Consider the following 16837-nt stretch of genomic DNA (forward strand, 5'->3'; position numbering starts at 1 on the left):
TCAGCGCATCTGAGGAGCCATCAGCGCATCTGGATCGAGAAGTTGGGCTGATTGCCCTCGGCCGGCGCGTCATCGAACCAGCGCGCCGTCACCGTCTTGGTCTCGGTATAGAAGCGCACCGCCTGCTTGCCATAGGCATGCAGATCGCCGAAGAAGCTGCCACGCCAGCCGGTGAAGGAGAAGAACGGCAGCGGCACCGGAATCGGCACGTTGATGCCGACCTGACCGACCGCGATCTCGTTCTGGAAGCGCCGCGCCGCGCCGCCGGAGCGCGTGAAGATGGAGGTGCCGTTGCCGTAGGGGTTGTTGTTGATCAGCTCGATGGCCTCGGACAGATCCGCCGCCTCCATGCAGCACAGCACCGGCCCGAAGATTTCCTCGCGATAGAGCACCATCTCCGGCGTCACCCTGGAGAACAGACACGGCCCCAGCCAGTTGCCATCCGGATAGCCCGCCACCGAGACGCCGCGACCATCCAGCAGCAGCTCGGCGCCTTCCTGCTCGCCCTGCTGGATCCAGCCGGTCACGCGCTCCAGCGCCTGCGGCGAGATCAGCGGCCCGTAGCTGGCGCCCTTGTCATCCCAGGCGCCCGGGCGCACCTCGGCCAGGGCGTCGCGCACCCGCTCGATCAAGGCCTTCGAATCACCGACGAAGACCGCCACCGAGATCGCCATGCAACGCTGACCCGCCGCGCCGACACTGGCACCGACCAGCGCGTTGACCACCTGGTCCGCCGGGGCGTCCGGCATGATCACCATGTGATTCTTGGCCCCGGCGAAGCACTGGGCGCGCTTGAGGTTGTCAGTGGCGGTGCGATAGATGTGCTGCCCCACCGGTACCGAGCCGACGAAGCTGACGGTGCGCGGAATCTCGTGGGCGAGCAGATGATTGACCTGATCGCGCCCGCCCTGCACCACGGTCAGGATGCCCTCGGGGGCACCTGCTTCCATGAACAGCTCCGCCAGCCGCAGCGTGGTCAGCGGCACCTGCTCGGACGGCTTGATCACGAAGGCATTGCCACAGGCGATGGACAGCGGGAACATCCACAGCGGTATCATGGCGGGGAAGTTGAACGGCGTGATGCCCAGGCAGACACCCAGCGACTGGGTCACGGAATAGCTGTCGATGCCGGTGGCGACGTTCTCCACCGTCTCGCCCATCAGCAGGCTGGGAATGTTGGCAGCGTGCTCGACCACCTCGATGCCGCGCCACACATCGCCCTTGGCGTCCTCGAAGGTCTTGCCCAGCTCGTGGGAGATGATCTCGGCCAGCTCGTCATGATGCTGCTTGAGCAGATGCTGATAGCTGAGCATCAGCCGGGCCCGGGTCGGCACCGGCGTGTTGCGCCAGCGCTGGAAGGCCTGCTCGGCGTGGCCCAGCGCTTCATCCAGCTCACTCAGCGGTGACAGGGGCACGTGGGCGATCTCGCCGTTGGTGGCCGGGTTGGTGACGCTCAGGTGCTGATCGGCGCGACTTTCGACAAACTGACCATTGATCAGCTGAGGCAGCACCAGCGGCGCGCTGTCACCGGCGACCACGGCGCGCAGGCGTGACAGCAGCTCCAGTGAACCGGTAGAGGGCGCGGCAGTAGAGGGCGTGAGAGACGTCGAAGACATGGCGTGGCATTCCTGTGGCTGTTGTTATTGGGAGGAAGACAGTGTGTCAACAGAGCCGAAGTCGTCAGGCGAGCCGCCTTGCAGAGCTGAAGACGTTCTGCAGAACCAGGCTGTCCTGCAGAAAACGGCAAGCCGAGACTGTGATCTGATTCAACCTAGCATCTGCTTGGTTGGCTGCAAATACTATTACCCTTTACGTTAACGTAAACAATGCTAGTCTGTAGAAAATTCACGGCCAGACGCCGCTGGCACCCACTGCGCCAAGGAGCATTCCCCTCTCCTTGGCGCGCACAGCATCCGGAGCGGCAGCGCCCATGACAGATACGATGATGACCCCAAGTCCTGACCCCAAATCCCGGGCAACGCCTGATGGCACGACGCACGATATCGGTGTGGAGTCCCTGCTGAGCACCACCAGCACCAGCGACGCCATCCGTCCGACCCAGCGCACCTGGAGCATCGGCGAGCTGGCACGGCACTTCGACGTGACCACGCGCACCATCCGCTTCTACGAGCAGGAAGGTCTGCTGCACCCGGAGCGACGCGGTCAAACGCGCGTCTATCGCGACAAGGACCGCGTGCGTCTCAAGCTGACCCTGCGCGGCAAGCGACTGGGCTTCTCGCTGGCCGAGATTCGTGAAGTGGTCGACCTCTACGACGCCGCCGACGGCGGTGGCGAGAAGCAGCTCACCCGCCTGCTTGGCATCCTGAGCGAAAAGCGTGAGGGCCTTGAACGACAGCTGCGCGATCTCACCGCCATGCAGCGCGAGCTGGATGACGTCGAGACGCGTGCCCGCGAAGCACTCGCCCGCCTGGCCGGCGACAGCGAGAGCTGATTGGAGTCAACAACGCCAGAACCCACTCATGCCAGCAGCAGCTATATAACTGCCGGCTACACAAATGACAGCAACTAGACTGACTGTAGAGAACTGTCTGTCGAAAACTGACCAGCACCTCGCGAGTGCGGGCGACAAGCAGACTGCCGGAGAGCAGCGCGTCGCCCACTGACCTCACGACAAGAAGAGCAAAACGACAACACTGCGTCACCGCCTCCCTGAGGCGGCTCCCCCTGACAAGCCTTGCCTCACCAATAACAACCAAGGACACAGGAAAGCACCATGTCACAGGACGCCATCGCCACACGCCAGCCTGCCAGCGAAATGGCACACGCAAGCCAGTCAGCCAGCTATCTCAGCGCTACCTCCGCCACCCCACTGATGGGAGAAACCATCGGGGATTGCCTCGATCGCATCTGCGCGCGCTGGCCCGAGCGCGATGCCCTGATCAGTCGCCATCAGGGACTGCGCTACACCTGGGCCGAACTGCACGCAGAGGTCGAGCGCGTGGCGCGCGGCCTGCTGGCGATGGGCATCGAGCGCGGCGACCGCGTCGGCATCTGGGCGCCCAATCGCGCCGAATGGACGCTGATCCAGTACGCCACCGCCAAGATCGGCGTGGTGCTGGTCAATCTCAACCCGAGCTATCGTGGCCATGAACTGGCCTACGCCCTCAAGCAATCCGGTGCGGCGACGCTGATCTTCCAGTCTCGCTTCAAGGCGTCCGACTATGTGGCGATCCTCGAGGAGCTGTTCCCTGAGGCCAGGGAGGCCCGCGGCCGTGATGGCATTCACAATGGCGCGCTGCCGGACCTCAGGCGCCTGATCTGCTTCGAGGCCGAGGACGCCCTGCCCGGCATGCTCAACTGGCAGGATGTGCTCAGCGGTGCCGATAGCGTCCCCGTCGAGACACTCAGCGAGCTGCAGGCCAGTCTGACCTTCGATGACCCGATCAATATCCAGTACACCTCAGGCACCACCGGCGCCCCCAAGGGCGCGACCCTCTCGCACCACAACATCCTCAACAACGGCTTCTTCGTCGCCGAGCGCATGAATCTCAGCGAGCACGACAAACTGGTGATGCCGGTACCGCTCTATCACTGCTTCGGCATGGTGATGGGCAATCTGGGCTGTCTGACCCACGGCGCCGCCATCGTCTATCCGGAAGCGGGCTTCGATCCGCTGGCCACCCTGCAGGCGGTCAGCGAGGAGAGCGCCACCGCGATGTTCGGCGTGCCGACGATGTTCATCGCCGAACTCGAACACCCGCGCTTCGCCGAATTCGACCTCACCAGCCTGCGCACCGGCACCATGGCCGGTTCCATCTGCCCCATCGAGGTGATGCGCCAGGTCATCGAGCGCATGCACATGCGCGAGGTCACCATCGCCTACGGCATGACCGAGACCAGCCCGGTCAGCCTGCAGACCACGCGTGAGGCGCCGCTGGACAAGCGTGTCTCCACCGTCGGCACCCTGCACCCACATCTGGAGATCAAGATCATCGACCCTGACAGCGGGCGCGTGGTGCCAGTCGGCGAGAAGGGCGAGCTGTGCACGCGGGGCTACAGCGTGATGCTGGGCTACTGGAACAACCCGGAGGCCACCGCCAAGGCCATCGATGCCGGCCGCTGGATGCATACCGGCGACCTCGCTACGCTGGATGAAGACGGCTACGTGACGATCGTGGGACGTATCAAGGACATGATCATCCGCGGTGGCGAGAACATCTATCCGCGCGAGATCGAGGACTTCCTCTACACCCACCCGGCGGTGTCGGACGTACAGGTGATCGGCGTGCCCGATGAGCGGTATGGCGAGGAAGTGATGGCGTGGGTCAAGCTCAAGGAAGGCGAGCAGCTCGATGAACCGGCGCTCAAGGCGTTCTGCCAGGGACGTATCGCTCACTTCAAGGTGCCGCGCTACATCAAGTTCGTGGAGGAATTCCCGATGACCGTGACCGGCAAGATCCAGAAGTTCAAGATGCGCGAGGCCGCGACGCAAGAACTGGGCCTGGCCAGGTGAGCACCTCACGTGAGGAGGAGGATGACGCCCCCGCCACACGCCACCTGAGCACCGCTCGTCAGCAGGTCGCCCACTATGCGGCGAGTCACCATCATGCGGCCCTCGACGAGGCGCTCGAGACGCTGATCGATGCCCACCCGAGCGGCGCACTGCCGATCATGGCACTGGCCGGGCTGGACCAGCTGCATCTGGGTGGCGTGACAGGCACCCGCGAGCTGCTGGCCCTCGCCCGGCTGGAGCCCCAGTCGCGGGGGCTGGCGATGCTCGAACTCGGCGCAGGGCTTGGCGGGCTGGCACGGCATATTGCCAGCCAGTCGCGCGACGCAGGCGCTGACCACCACATCACCACGCTGGATCTCTCGAGCAGTCTCTGCGAGCTGTCGATCGCCCTCAACCGGGCCACCGGACTGCGCGAGTCGATTCGCGTGCTGGAAGGCGACGCCTGCTACCCCGAGCTGCATCCGGCACTCTCGGGCCGCCGCTTTGATCGCCTCTTCAGCCAGCACCTGCTGGTGCATCTGAGCGACAAGGTCAGCACGCTCACGCAGTGGCATGACTGTCTCGAGCAGGATGGCTATCTCCTGCTGCACGAGCCGGTGCTCAGCGTGCAGGCGCAGGCGTTTGGCGAGCGCCCTGCCCTGCCACTGCCGTGGGCGCTGTCACCGCGTGGCGACCAGCTGGCCAGCTGCGAGGAGCTGCATGAGGCGATGGCCAGCAGTGGCTTCGAGGTCGATGCCCATGTCGAGTTGACCGATCAGGTGCTGAGCTGGCAGGCGCGGCGCATGCGCGAGAGCACCAGCGAGCAGCCCGGTGCCTACCGGGATGATGCGCCTGCGCCCTCGCCGGCCATGCTGGCCGCCCGCGGCCTGACGCCGGAACTGGTGTTCGGCCCGGCCTTTCCCCAGATGCAACGCAACCTGATGCTGGCCCTGGAAGCCGGCTGGCTGGAGGTTCACCTGTGGCGCCTGCGCAAGCGTCCTGCCAGGCAGTGAAAGGCGCGATGAATCAGCAGAACTCATCGCAGGGATGCGGCGAGGAAAAAATTAGGAAACAGCGCTCGCAAATGACTGGCATCCGCCTGCCTCAACCGTTATTCTTGCCAGTACAGTCCCGTTCGGGGGATAAGCCGTTCGTTACCCGTCAGCATGTGAGGGTAATGTGCCCGACATGATGACCGCATTGCTTCGTGTTTCATCGATACCCACGAGTCAGTGCAACGTTTCCCGATGCTCGCGCAACGTTTCTCCGGGAATCTGTTCATCAAGGGCGTGATCTGATCAATCACTCCCAACAGCATCAAAAATTCCCTCACGGGAAAACCGAAAGGGCCTCCACTTGGAGGCCCTTTTTTTGTCTGCACGCTTCGATCCAGTCGCTCAGGTCTGCACGTTCAGATCTAGACGCTCTGGCCTGCAGGCGTCGAGCTGACAGCTTCGCTGAAGCGCATCACGACTGCCAACCGGCCAGCACCTCGAGGTGATCACGACGCGCCTGACCCGGCGTCACGGCCGCCAGTCGCACCCGGGTGCCCGGCACACATTGCCCGAGCTGTGCGCAGGCCAGTGGCGTCAGCGCGCCAAGGCGCGGGTAGCCGCCGATGGTCTGGCGATCATTGAGCAATATGATGGGCTGGCCATCGGCCGGCACCTGCACGGCGCCCAGCGGGATGCCCTCGGACACCATGCCCGCCCCTTCACGCTCGAGACGCGGGCCGGTCAGGCGCACGCCCATGCGATCGGCGCGCCCATCCACCGCCCATTCGCTGTTGAAGGCGCGATAGAGGCTGTCGCCACTGAACTCGGCGATCTGCGCCCCCACGACCAGCGGCAATTCGAACGCCTCGCCTTCCTTGGCGGCCAGCGACTGCTGCCATGCCTGTGCCGAGGCCGGCAGCTCGCGCAGCGACAGCTCATTGCTGGCAGCCGTCAGCACATCACCGCTGGCCAGGGCCCGCCCTTCGCCATCCAGCCCGCCGAGGCCGTCGCGCACCGTGCTGGCGGCACTGCCCAGCACCGGGGCGACATCCAGGCCTCCGGGGAAGGCCAGATAGGCGCGCAGCCCGGCGACGGGACGCTCGAACTTGAGCTGCTGTCCGCTGGTCACCTCGAAGGCCTGACCCGGCGCGAGCGCCTCGCCGTCGAGGGTCGCGGCCAGATCTGCCCCGCACAGCGCCAGAGTGCCGGCCTGTTCGACCTTGAGCAGCAAGCCGCCGCCCATGGTGATCTCGAGCCCCGGCGCATCATGAGCGTTGCCCAGCAGCCAGTTGGCCCAGCCCAGCGATACCCAGTCCGCCGCGCCGCCCTGGGTCACGCCCAGATGACGCACGCCCAGACGGCCAGCGTCCTGCACCAGTGCCAGGGCACCACTGCGCTCGACGCGCAGCGTCGTCTTCGTCTTCACGTCGCTCATGCGCGTTCCTCCAGCGGGGTGACATCGCCGCCCAGGCGAACGAATTCCTCTCGGCTCACGGAGACAAAGCGCACGCGATCACCGGGCATGAAACGGCTGGACGGTTCACCGGCCTCATTGCGCCCGAACAGCGTGATGGCCGTACGGCCCAGAATGTTCCAGCCGCCGGGTGAGCGAGACGGGTAGATGGCGGCCTGACGGTCGGCGATGCCGACGCTGCCGGGGGCGATCTTCTGGCGCGGCGTCTTGAGGCGCGGCGTGGTCAGCGCCTCTTCCAGCACGCCCATGAAGGCGAAACCGGGCGCGAAGCCGAGGGCGAACACGCAGTAGTCATGCGCCCCGTGGCGCTCGATCAGCGCCTCGACGCTGATGCCCAGCCGCGCGGCGATCGGCGCCAACTCCGGCCCGACACTGTCGTCGTACCAGACGGGCACTTCATGCAGCTGGCCCTGCTGGCCACTGCCCGGCGCGAGATCCGCCAGCGCGGCCTGGATGCGGGCACGCGCCTCGCCTTCTTCCAGCGCGGCCACATCGTAGTGCAGCAGCAGCGTGGTGTAGGACGGCACCAGATCGACCAGCGCCGCGCCAAAGGCCTCACGCAGCGCACTGTCGGCGGCCAGCACCCAGGCCATGTTGGATTCCTCGATGCGATCGAACAGCCGGATGATCAACGAGTCCATGCCGACGGTCTCGAGGCGCAGTTGCGGTGACGTGCCACGGCCGTGGCTGTCAGCCCCCGCCATCAGGCACCCGCCAACGTATCGAAGGCTTCACGGATGGCGCGCACCGCGGCCACGGACTCGGCGTTGTCACCGTGCACGCACAGCGTATCGGCGGACAGCACCAGGTCACCGCCGCTGCTGTCGGTCAGCGCTTCACCACGCGCCAGCGTCACGGACTGGGCGATGATCACCTCGCTGTCATGATGCACGGCGCCCGGCTCACGGCGCGACACCAGGTGGCCGCGTGAGTCATAGGCACGGTCGGCGAAGGCCTCGAACCACAGCGTGATGCCCATCTCGTCGGCCAGCGCCTGCATCGGCGCGGGGTTGGCGGTCGCCATCACCATCAGCGGCAGGCTGGCGTCATAGCGCACCACGGCCTGCATGACAGCGCGCAGCAGCGTCGGGTCGGCGGCCATGTCGTTGTAGAGCGCACCATGCGGCTTCACGTACTGGACGCGAGTGCCCTCGGCGCGACAGATGCCATCGAGCGCGCCGATCTGATAGAGCAGCATGTCCTCGACCTCGGCAGGCGAACACGCCATCGAGCGACGGCCGAAGCCTTGCAGGTCCGGGTAGGCCGGGTGCGCACCGATGCGCACGTCATGCTTGACCGCCAGGCGCACGGTGCGGCGCATGATGGTGGGGTCGGAGGCGTGGAAACCACAGGCGATATTGGCGCAGTCGACGAAGGGCATGACCTCTTCATCCAGGCCGATCTTCCAGTTGCCGAAGCTTTCGCCCATATCGCAGTTGAGCAGGGGGAGGGAGGGAGCAGAGCGGGACATAGCGGAACCTCACAGGTCAGATCTTGTGTGTTGTTATGCCTCCACTCTATGTAAGGGGCCGCCTTGGTATCCAATCGTATTTTATGATTCGTCATATCGGTGAAATCTTTCATCATCTTGCGCCATGAAAGCACCGGCCGTGTATCGCTTGCCCGACAGAGCGCGTCATGCTTCTGTCTTGGGCGAGCCGAGCGGTGATTTCAGGGCCTGTCACCCCGCCCACCGCTTGTCTGAAGTCATTCTTTGCTCAGCCGAATCCCCAACAACAACAGGAGTTTCACCATGGCCGTCAGCGACCCGTTCCACCTCGCCATCCAGGTCCGCGATATCGCCGAGGCACGCCGCTTCTATGGCGAGTTTCTGGGCTGCCCCGAGGGCCGCTCGTCCGACAGCTGGGTCGATTTCGACCTCTATGGCCACCAATTCGTCTGTCACCTGAATCCGGCGCTGGCCGACCCGGCAAGCGCCGTCGCTCAGCACCGCAACCCGGTCGATGGCCATGGCGTGCCGGTGCCGCACTTCGGCGTGGTGCTGGAGATGGACGCCTGGCAGGCACTGGCGGACCGCCTCATCGCCGAGGGCGTCACCTTCGAGATCGAGCCCCATATCCGCTTCAAGGGCGAACCCGGCGAACAGGCTACGATGTTCTTCCTCGACCCCACCGGCAATGCGCTGGAATTCAAGGCCTTCAAGGACCGCGAGAGCCAGCTGTTTCGCAAATGACGTGAGCGACCCGCGCAAGCGAATGAGCCCGCGCCCGGCCTGACGCGGGCCATGCCCCGTGATGAAAGCTGACGCCCCGCGCTGCATGCGGCAAGATGGACGGTCTTCACGATTCATCACGGGGCATCTGCCATGTTCGACTTCAAGGAACTCGAGGCCTTCGTCTGGGTGGTCCGGCTTGGCTCGTTCCGCAAGGGCGCGACCAAGCTTCACCTGACCCAGCCCTCCATCTCGGACCGCATCAACCGCCTGGAAGCCACCGTCGGCGAATCCCTGCTGGAACGCGCCACCCGCCCCATCCAGCCCACCCTGCGCGGGCGCGAGTTCTTCGCCCACGCCGAGCGCCTGCTCAGTGGCCGCGACGAAGCCATGCGCCTGTTTCAGGAAGAAGGCGCCTTCTCAGGCACCCTGCGTCTGGGCGTGATCGAGACCATCGCCAACAGCTGGTTCCCCGCCTTCATGCGCCAGCTGGCCGAACGCTATCCCAAGCTGACGCTGGAAATGACCGTCGATATCTCGCCCTCCCTGCATCAGCGTCTGGCCGACAACGATCTCGACATGCTGTTCGCGATGGACAGCGCCGCCATGGGGCCCTACGCCACCCAGACCCCGCTGTGCACCTTCGAGATGGGCATGTTCGCCTCGCCGACCCTCGCCGGGCAGCTGGCCGAGGATAGCGAGCGCTTCGCCTCCACGCCATTCATCTCCTTCAGCAAGCAGGCGCGCCCCTATACCGAGCTGGTCAGCTATCTGTCGGAACAGGGCATCACCCAGCCCAAGGTGCACTGCACCAGCACCCTGATGACCATCCTGCGCATGAGCAGCGAAGGGCTCGGCATCGGCGTACTGCCGGTCGCCACGGTGGAGGATGTCATCAGCCACGGCGAACTGGTGCGCCTGCCACTGAAGACCCCATTGCCGCCAATGGTCTATGAAGCCATCTGGCGCAATGCCAACTATCCCGATTTCTGCGCCAGCGTGGCACGCCTCGGCCGCCAGTGTGCCGAGACCTACTCGCAGCAACACGCGCATTCCGATCCCTGACCAGGCCGCCTGTCATGCGCTGAGTCAGGGTTGATCGCACCCCGCCCCGCATCAGATCAGCGTCAGACCAAGGTCTAACAATATCGTCAAAGGCTTTCATGCGACGACACTGTGAAAGATTTCATCGATACTACGCATCAGAATTAACGATTGGACGGGATGGCCCGTCGCTTGAAGAATGAAATTGTCTGCCGACAACATTCAATAATAATGAGGAACAAGACATGCGTAAGCCCAACGATTCCCTCACTCGCAAGACCCCGACAGTCAAGTCCTTCGCCTGGCTGGCGACAGTGGGTGCCCTGGCCTTCAGTGGCTCGGCACTCGCGGCACAGTGGAACCTCGCCACTCCGTATGGCGATGCCAGCTTCCACACCAAGAACACCAAGCAGTTCGCCGAGGACGTCACCGAGGCCACCGATGGCGAGCTGACCGTGACCGTGCACAGCGGCGGTTCCCTGATCTCCCACGGCGAGATCAAGCCTTCCGTGCGTCGCGGCACCGTCCAGGCCGGTGAGATCTTCCTGTCGATTCTCTCCAACGAATCGCCGGTCTACGAGCTGGACACCCTGCCGGGCGTCGCCTCCAGCTACGAAGAAGCCTTCGCCCTCTGGCAGGCCTCCAAGCCGGACATCACCGAGCTGTTCGCCAAGGAAGGTCTGATGCCGCTGTACGCGGTCGCCTGGCCGGCCCAGGGCATCTACACCGACTTCGACCTCACCGACGTCTCCCAGCTCAAGGGCCTGCGTATCCGCGCGCCCAACATCAACACCCAGCGCTTCGTCGAGAACGTCGGCGGCAAGCCCACCGAGACCGAAGAAGCCGACATCCCCACCGCCTTCAGCACCGGCCGTGTCGACGCGATGATCACCTCCAGCTCCACCGGCAAGTCCATGTCGGCCTGGGATTACGTCAAGCACTACAACGACGCCAAGCTGTGGCTGCCGAAGAACATCGTCTTCGTCAACAAGCGCGCCTTCGATCGTCTCGATGAGAGCACCCAGCAAGCCGTGCTCGATGCCGCCAAGGCCGCCGAGATCCGCGGCTGGGAAGCCAGCAAGGCCGATGCCGACGAGAGCGCCAAGGTGCTGACCGAGAATGGCTTCACCATCAGCGAGCCTGACGCCAAGCTGGCCGAAGACCTGAAGGCCGCCGGTGACAAGCTGTTCCAGGACTGGAAGTCGCGTGCCGGTGAAGAAGGCCAGCAGCTGCTCGAGCGCTACCGCGCAGACCTGGATGCCTGAGATTCGCTCGCAAGCCTGACTGACCGGCGCTGAACGCTGGTCACGTCGCTGAGCGCATCGACCGTGCACTGCCTGAGCAACGTCTGAGCATTGCCTGAGCGCTGCAGATGTCCTGACTGACCCCAGCTGCAGCGTTGCTATCCCGCCACGCGATACGCCACTCGAGACTCCGACACCTGCCGTCCGCCGGCAGGTGACCCACGGACAAGCCTGTGCGCAGCATCGCGCGGCCACCCTCACCTTCCCTGTGAGCGCCCGTCATGACCTATTTCTTCGACAGACTCTATCGCCTCGGTGCGTGGGGTGCGGCGGCCTGCATGCTGCTGATCTGCACCCTCGTCAGCCTGCAAGTCTTCCTGCGCCTGATCGACGCCATCATGGTGATGTTCGGTGCCGAGCGTCTCGGATTCGAGATCTCCGGCGTATCGGAAATGGCTGCCTTCCTGCTGGTCGGCGCCACCTTCCTGAGCCTCGCCTACACCTTCACGCATCACGCCCATATCCGCGTGACGCTGGTCATCAACCGCCTACCGGCCGCCGTGCGCGTATGGATCGAAAGCCTCGCGCTGCTGATCGCACTCGGCCTGAGCGTGTTGATCACCCATGAACTGGTACTGCTGGTCGGCGAGAGCCTCGAGTACCACGACATCTCCTCCGGCCTGCTGGCGCTGCCGCTGTGGATTCCGCAGAGCGTGCTGGTCGCCGGTACCGGCCTGCTGTGCCTGGCGATTCTCGAGACCCTGATCGCCACGCTGCGCACCGCCTTCACCGCGCCCTCAAGCTACGTGGCGCCCGAGCCCGAAGACGGAGCCGAATGACATGCTGACACTCATCCTCGTCACTCTGCTGGCCCTCGCCTTGCTGCTCGGCAGCGGCGTGTGGGTCGCCTTCTCGCTGATCGGCACCGGCTGGATCGTGCTGACATTCTTCTCCACCTTCGAGACCGGCCCGATCCTGGCCTCCGATTTCTGGGGTGCCAGCTACGGCTGGGACCTGACCGCCCTGCCGATGTTCGTGTGGATGGGCGAGATCCTGTTCCGCTCCGGGCTGGCCGACAACATGTTCCGCGCGCTGGCGCCGTGGCTCAATCGCCTGCCGGGCCGTCTGCTGCACTCCAACATCATCGGCAGCGGTCTGTTCGCCGCCGTGTGCGGCTCCTCCGCCGCCACCTGTGCCACCGTCGGCAAGATGACGCTGCCGGAGCTTGAGCGCCGCGGCTACGACAGCAACCTGGCCATCGGTACCCTCGCCAGTGCCTCGACCCTCGGCCTGCTGATTCCGCCTTCGATCATGATGATCGTCTACGGCGTGGTCACCGAGCAGTCCATCTCGCGCCTGTTCATCGCCGGTGTCCTGCCGGGCATGCTGCTGCTGGCACTGTTCATGGGCTATCTGGCGATCTGGTCGAAGGTCGTCGGTGAGCCGCAGGGCCGCGCCGGCCATGACGAGCCGCACATGGGCTTCATGGCCAAGCTGCGCAACAGCGCCCAGCTGATTCCGCTGCTGGCACTGATAGGCGGCATCCTCGGCAGCATCTACGGTGGCCTGGCGTCACCCACCGAAGCGGCCGCGGTCGGCGTGGTACTGTCGCTGATCATCGCGCGCCTCAACGGCCACATGACCGCCGCCACCTTCAAGGAATCGCTGTTCGCGGCGCTGCGCACCTCGTGCATGATCGCCTTCATCATCGCCGGTGCCTCCTTCCTGTCCTCGGCGATGAGCTTCACCCAGATTCCTATGCAGCTGGCCGAAGGCATCGCTACCCTGGGTCTGTCTCCGACCATGCTGCTGGTGGTGCTGACGCTGTTCCTGCTGATCCTGGGCTGCTTCCTCGACGGCATCTCGCTGATCCTGCTGGTGACCTCCATCATCATGCCGGTCATCGAAGCCGCCGGCTTCGACCTGATCTGGTTCGGTATCTACCTGATCATCGTGGTCGAGATGTCACAGATCACCCCGCCGGTCGGCTTCAACCTGTTCGTGATCCAGAGCCTGACCGGCAAGGACATCATCACCATCACCAAGGCGACACTGCCGTTCTTCCTGCTGATGATCTTCTCCATCGTGCTGATGCACGTCTTCCCGGAGATCGTGCTCTATCTTCCGCAGGCCATGAACAACTGATCATCTGACCCCGATGCCATGGATGGCAGCTGGTAGCGCTTCCAGACTCAGGAACCGCAGCTGTCGGCACCTCTATCGGTCGACCCTTGCCTCAAGGGCGCCGAGCGTCACGGCAGACATACGGTGACGTGCTTGCAGACCTCCCCTCGGGGAGGTCTTTTTTATGCCATCTGCCCGGCGCTCGCCGCTCGCAAAGCACTGCGACTGAAAGCATCGCGACTCAAAGCATCGCGACGGAAAGCACCGTCCTCGCACACACAGCCCAGCCCCACACAGCTCAGCTCAGCTCAGCTCAGCTCAGATCGGCACACGGACACGCAACGAACACAAAAAAGCCGCCCCTTCCTTGCCGTGAGGCAGAAAGGGGCGGCTTCTTCGTCAACTTACAGGCGAGGCTAGATCAGGACAGGTGATCCGCCGGTGCGCTGGCCGGGGTGTCGATCATCGCGTGACCTTTGCCACCACCGCCACCGCCGTGACCACCATGGCCGTGGCCATGACCGAACAGACCACAACCACTCAGGGCCAGAGTCGCGGCGACCAGTGCAATCGGAAACAGATTTTTGATACGCATGAATCTCTCCTTCAAAGGGGGGTAGAGGCTGCTGCGGGACCGAGCCGTACAAGATTGCCCGGCATTGTCTACAAACCTGCCTGCAAGCCCTGTCAGCAAGCCCTTACTTTCCCCTTCACATTACTCTGATCGGCGACCAACGTTAAACCTTCGCAGCAGCCTTCCTTTTTTACTGCACGCCTTGTACAAGAGTTGCGACATGATTGTCGTGTAATGTACTACGCCGTTTTTTTCCGGCTCAGCGCGACTTCAAGCCCCGCATATGCGCCGGTATCACCAGGCGCTCGAACAGCTCGAACAGCAGCTCGGCGCAGATGGCCAGCAATGCCGCGGGAATCGCCCCGTAAAGCACCAGATCATAGTCATTGAGCGAAAGCCCGGTGACGATCGGCTCACCCAGACCACCGGCGCCGATGAAGGCTGCCAGCGTCGCGGTGCCGATATTGATGATGGCGGCGGTCTTGATACCGGTGAGCAGATTGGGCGTCGCCAGCGGCAGGATGACGTGACGCAGCTGCTCGCGACGCGTCAGGCCCATGCCACGTGCCACCTTGACCAGCAGCGGGTCCACCGTCAGCAGCGCGGTGATCGCCGCGCGGATGATCGGCAGCAAGGAGTAGACGAACAGCGCGATCACCGCCGGTACCACCCCGATGCCGAACAGCGGAATCATCAGCGCCAGCAGCGCGATGGAGGGAATGGTCTGCAGCAGGCCAGTCACGTAGAGCACCACCCGCGAGACCTTCGGATTGCGATAGACAAGCAGTGACAGCGGCAGACCGACCAGACACGCCAGCAGCAATGCGGAGAGCGTCAACTGCAGGTGCTCGATCAGATTGGTACCCAGCTTGTCCCACTTGGCGCCGCTGACTTCACGCTGCTCGGTGGTGATGCCCTGCTCCTGAATGAAGCGACTGGCGACCTGGGCGAAGCTCTGCTCATCGGTGGAAACGCGGGCGTTGAGCGCCTGCATGCTGTCTTCATCGAGGCTGCCCGCCAGCTGGTTGAGCGCCGCGACGGCATCTTCCGGCAAGGCAGCGTTCACGAAGGGCACCGCCAGATACTCAGGGAAGTAGCCCTTGTCATCGTCGAGCAGCACGAAGTCGAAGCGCTTGATGTCGCCCTCGGTGGAATAGGCATCGGTGGCGTCGATCTTGCTCTCGCGCAGCGCCTGATAGGCGATGCCGTGCTCGATGCCACGCGGCACCTGGGAAAGCCCGTATTCCGCGGCCAACCCCGGCCAGCCATCCGGACGCTTGATGAACTCATGCGACATCGCGACGGACAGATCCGGGTGATCGGCCATATCGCCGATGGTGCTGATGCCCAGCGACTCGGCCTGATCACGGCGCATGCTGACGGCGTAGGTATTGTTGAAGCCCAGCGGCTCGAGCACGCGCAGGCCCTGCTCGCGGCTCAGCTCATCGAGCGTCTCGAGCGGAGGCACGTCATCCAGCTTGAGAATGGCGTGGGCCAGGGTGCCGGTGTATTCGGGATAGACATCCAGCTCGCCTTCCGCCAGCCCCTGATAGGTGATGATGGTCTGCCCCAGCCCCAGACGGCGCTCGACCGTGAAGCCAGCGTCTTCCAGTACCTGCGCGAAGATCTCGCCCAGCAGATGCCCTTCGCGGTCAGCCTTGGAGCCGACCACGATCGGCTTGTCCTCGGGCCATGCCGCGGCTTCCTCTTCCGCGCTGGCAAGCGGGCTGCTCACCAGCGCCCCCAGACTGGCAAGCGCCAGGCCGGCGACCATCAGCGCGCCGGACAGCCCGCGACGCAAGCGTTGCAGGACGGGAGTCGTCATCAGCGTCTTCATGCGCGTGCCTCCAGCAGTCGGGCCACGCGCTCATCCGCTGGCGCCGTGGTGATGGTGTCGGGGCTGGCGGCCTGCAGCACCACGCCGGGCGCCATCACCACCATGTGATCGGACAGGCTCAGCGCCTCGTTCATGTCGTGGGTGACCATCACCACGCTGCGCGGTTCCTCCTGCTGCATGCGCTGGAACTGGGCATGCACCTCGATGCGTGTGATCGGGTCGACGGCCGAGAAGGCCTCATCGAGCAGCAGCAACGGTGGCTCCAGCATCATGGCGCGACACAGCCCGACGCGCTGGGCCTGACCGCCGGAAATCTCGTGGGGATAGCGGGTCAGCAGCGCCATGTCGAGATCCATCATCTGGAACAGACGCGCGATGCGCGCCTTGACGCGCTCGGCGCTCCAGCCTTCGCGGTCAGCAAGAATGGCGACGTTGTCGCGTACGCTGAGATGGGGAAAGAGGCCGATCTGCTGGACGGCATAGCCGATGCGGCGACGCATGACCGGCAGGTTGGCGTAATCGACGGCGGCGCCGAACACCTTCACCTCGCCTTCATCCGGGCGGATCAAGCCGTTGATCAGCTGCAGCAGGGTCGATTTGCCACAGCCACTGGCACCGACCAGGGCGGTGATACGGTCACGCGGCAGTTCAAGATCAATGCCTTCAAACAGGCGCTGACCGGCAAAGCCCTTGTGCAGGCCGCTGAAGCGGACTGCCGGGGCGGTGTCATCACTCATCGAGTAGGTCCTTCTAGGCAGGTGAGCATGAGTCTGGAATGGTGGAAAGCGCTGGCGAGTCAGCGCACTTGCACACTAAAGAGTGCCGGTGACACCAGGCAGGAGACGGGAATGCTCCCCACTGACGCCCTCACGACTTCCTCAATCAACAGTGACTACAGCGTCTCAGCTTATCAAGTCAC

General features: G+C 64.3%; 15 protein-coding genes. 8 read left to right on the top strand and 7 right to left on the bottom strand.

All coding sequences use genetic code 11. The features are described from left to right. Positions 1-20 precede the first annotated feature (20 nt). Entirely contained in the window at positions 21-1616 is a 1596-nt protein-coding gene (locus tag R2R70_RS07890) for a CoA-acylating methylmalonate-semialdehyde dehydrogenase (protein ID WP_410977746.1), read from the bottom strand. A gap of 314 nt (positions 1617-1930) precedes the next feature. Here R2R70_RS07890 and R2R70_RS07895 point away from each other — a divergent pair, with 314 nt between their 5' ends. From R2R70_RS07895 to R2R70_RS07905, 3 genes are all read left to right on the top strand, one after another. Beyond that, positions 1931-2452: a MerR family transcriptional regulator gene (locus R2R70_RS07895; RefSeq protein ID WP_410977747.1), complete on the top strand. Its 522-nt coding sequence runs from the start codon at positions 1931-1933 to the stop codon at positions 2450-2452. Between the two features lie 324 nt (positions 2453-2776). Next, the gene (locus R2R70_RS07900; protein ID WP_410977882.1) at positions 2777-4474 is read left to right on the top strand and encodes an AMP-binding protein; all 1698 of its coding nucleotides are present in this window, start codon (positions 2777-2779) and stop codon (positions 4472-4474) included. Next, positions 4471-5466: a methyltransferase domain-containing protein gene (locus R2R70_RS07905; protein WP_410977748.1), complete on the top strand. Its 996-nt coding sequence runs from the start codon at positions 4471-4473 to the stop codon at positions 5464-5466. The genes R2R70_RS07900 and R2R70_RS07905 overlap by 4 nt, the downstream gene beginning before the upstream one ends. Positions 5467-5920: 454 nt before the next feature. Here the strand turns inward: R2R70_RS07905 and R2R70_RS07910 are convergent, their stop codons facing one another. Genes R2R70_RS07910 through R2R70_RS07920 form a run of 3 tightly spaced genes read right to left on the bottom strand, consistent with a single transcriptional unit; the run spans position 5921 to position 8393 of the window. Further along, on the bottom strand, positions 5921-6883 hold the full coding sequence (locus tag R2R70_RS07910) for a biotin-dependent carboxyltransferase family protein (protein ID WP_410977749.1): 963 nt from the start codon (positions 6881-6883) through the stop codon (positions 5921-5923). Further along, the gene (locus R2R70_RS07915) at positions 6880-7626 is read right to left on the bottom strand and encodes a 5-oxoprolinase subunit B family protein (RefSeq protein ID WP_410977750.1); all 747 of its coding nucleotides are present in this window, start codon (positions 7624-7626) and stop codon (positions 6880-6882) included. The genes R2R70_RS07910 and R2R70_RS07915 overlap by 4 nt, the downstream gene beginning before the upstream one ends. Beyond that, positions 7626-8393 (bottom strand): 5-oxoprolinase subunit PxpA, encoded by a 768-nt coding sequence (locus R2R70_RS07920; protein WP_054555509.1) that lies wholly within the window; start codon positions 8391-8393, stop codon positions 7626-7628. The genes R2R70_RS07915 and R2R70_RS07920 overlap by 1 nt, the downstream gene beginning before the upstream one ends. A 282-nt stretch (positions 8394-8675) precedes the next feature. On the opposite strand from R2R70_RS07920, the gene R2R70_RS07925 reads away from it, so the two are divergent. The 5 genes from R2R70_RS07925 (at position 8676) to R2R70_RS07945 (ending at position 13528) form a co-directional block, all read left to right on the top strand. Next, positions 8676-9116: a VOC family protein gene (locus tag R2R70_RS07925; RefSeq protein WP_054555510.1), complete on the top strand. Its 441-nt coding sequence runs from the start codon at positions 8676-8678 to the stop codon at positions 9114-9116. 132 nt (positions 9117-9248) lie between these two features. After that, positions 9249-10160 (top strand): LysR family transcriptional regulator, encoded by a 912-nt coding sequence (locus tag R2R70_RS07930; RefSeq protein ID WP_410977751.1) that lies wholly within the window; start codon positions 9249-9251, stop codon positions 10158-10160. 224 nt (positions 10161-10384) lie between these two features. Beyond that, positions 10385-11404 (top strand): TRAP transporter substrate-binding protein, encoded by a 1020-nt coding sequence (locus tag R2R70_RS07935; RefSeq protein ID WP_410977752.1) that lies wholly within the window; start codon positions 10385-10387, stop codon positions 11402-11404. Between the two features lie 260 nt (positions 11405-11664). Further along, positions 11665-12222 carry a TRAP transporter small permease gene (locus tag R2R70_RS07940; protein WP_043331335.1) on the top strand — a complete coding sequence of 186 codons (558 nt, stop codon included), beginning with the start codon at positions 11665-11667 and terminating at the stop codon, positions 12220-12222. 1 nt (position 12223) lies between these two features. Next, positions 12224-13528 carry a TRAP transporter large permease gene (locus R2R70_RS07945; protein ID WP_043331336.1) on the top strand — a complete coding sequence of 435 codons (1305 nt, stop codon included), beginning with the start codon at positions 12224-12226 and terminating at the stop codon, positions 13526-13528. 400 nt (positions 13529-13928) lie between these two features. Here the strand turns inward: R2R70_RS07945 and R2R70_RS07950 are convergent, their stop codons facing one another. The 3 genes from R2R70_RS07950 to R2R70_RS07960 all read right to left on the bottom strand — a co-directional run bounded on the left by R2R70_RS07950 (position 13929) and on the right by R2R70_RS07960 (position 16655). After that, positions 13929-14102 (bottom strand): hypothetical protein, encoded by a 174-nt coding sequence (locus R2R70_RS07950; RefSeq protein WP_165873989.1) that lies wholly within the window; start codon positions 14100-14102, stop codon positions 13929-13931. 238 nt (positions 14103-14340) lie between these two features. Then, complete coding sequence (locus R2R70_RS07955) at positions 14341-15918, bottom strand: glycine betaine ABC transporter substrate-binding protein (protein ID WP_410977753.1); 1578 nt, start codon at positions 15916-15918, stop codon at positions 14341-14343. After that, positions 15915-16655, bottom strand: a complete 741-nt coding sequence (locus tag R2R70_RS07960; protein ID WP_153636301.1) for an ATP-binding cassette domain-containing protein — start codon at positions 16653-16655, stop codon at positions 15915-15917. Before R2R70_RS07960 ends, R2R70_RS07955 begins: the two co-directional genes overlap by 4 nt. Between the last annotated feature and the right edge of the window lie 182 nt (positions 16656-16837).

The organism is Cobetia sp. SIMBA_158 (genome assembly GCF_046566945.1).
Classification (GTDB): Bacteria; Pseudomonadota; Gammaproteobacteria; order Pseudomonadales; family Halomonadaceae; genus Cobetia; species Cobetia amphilecti.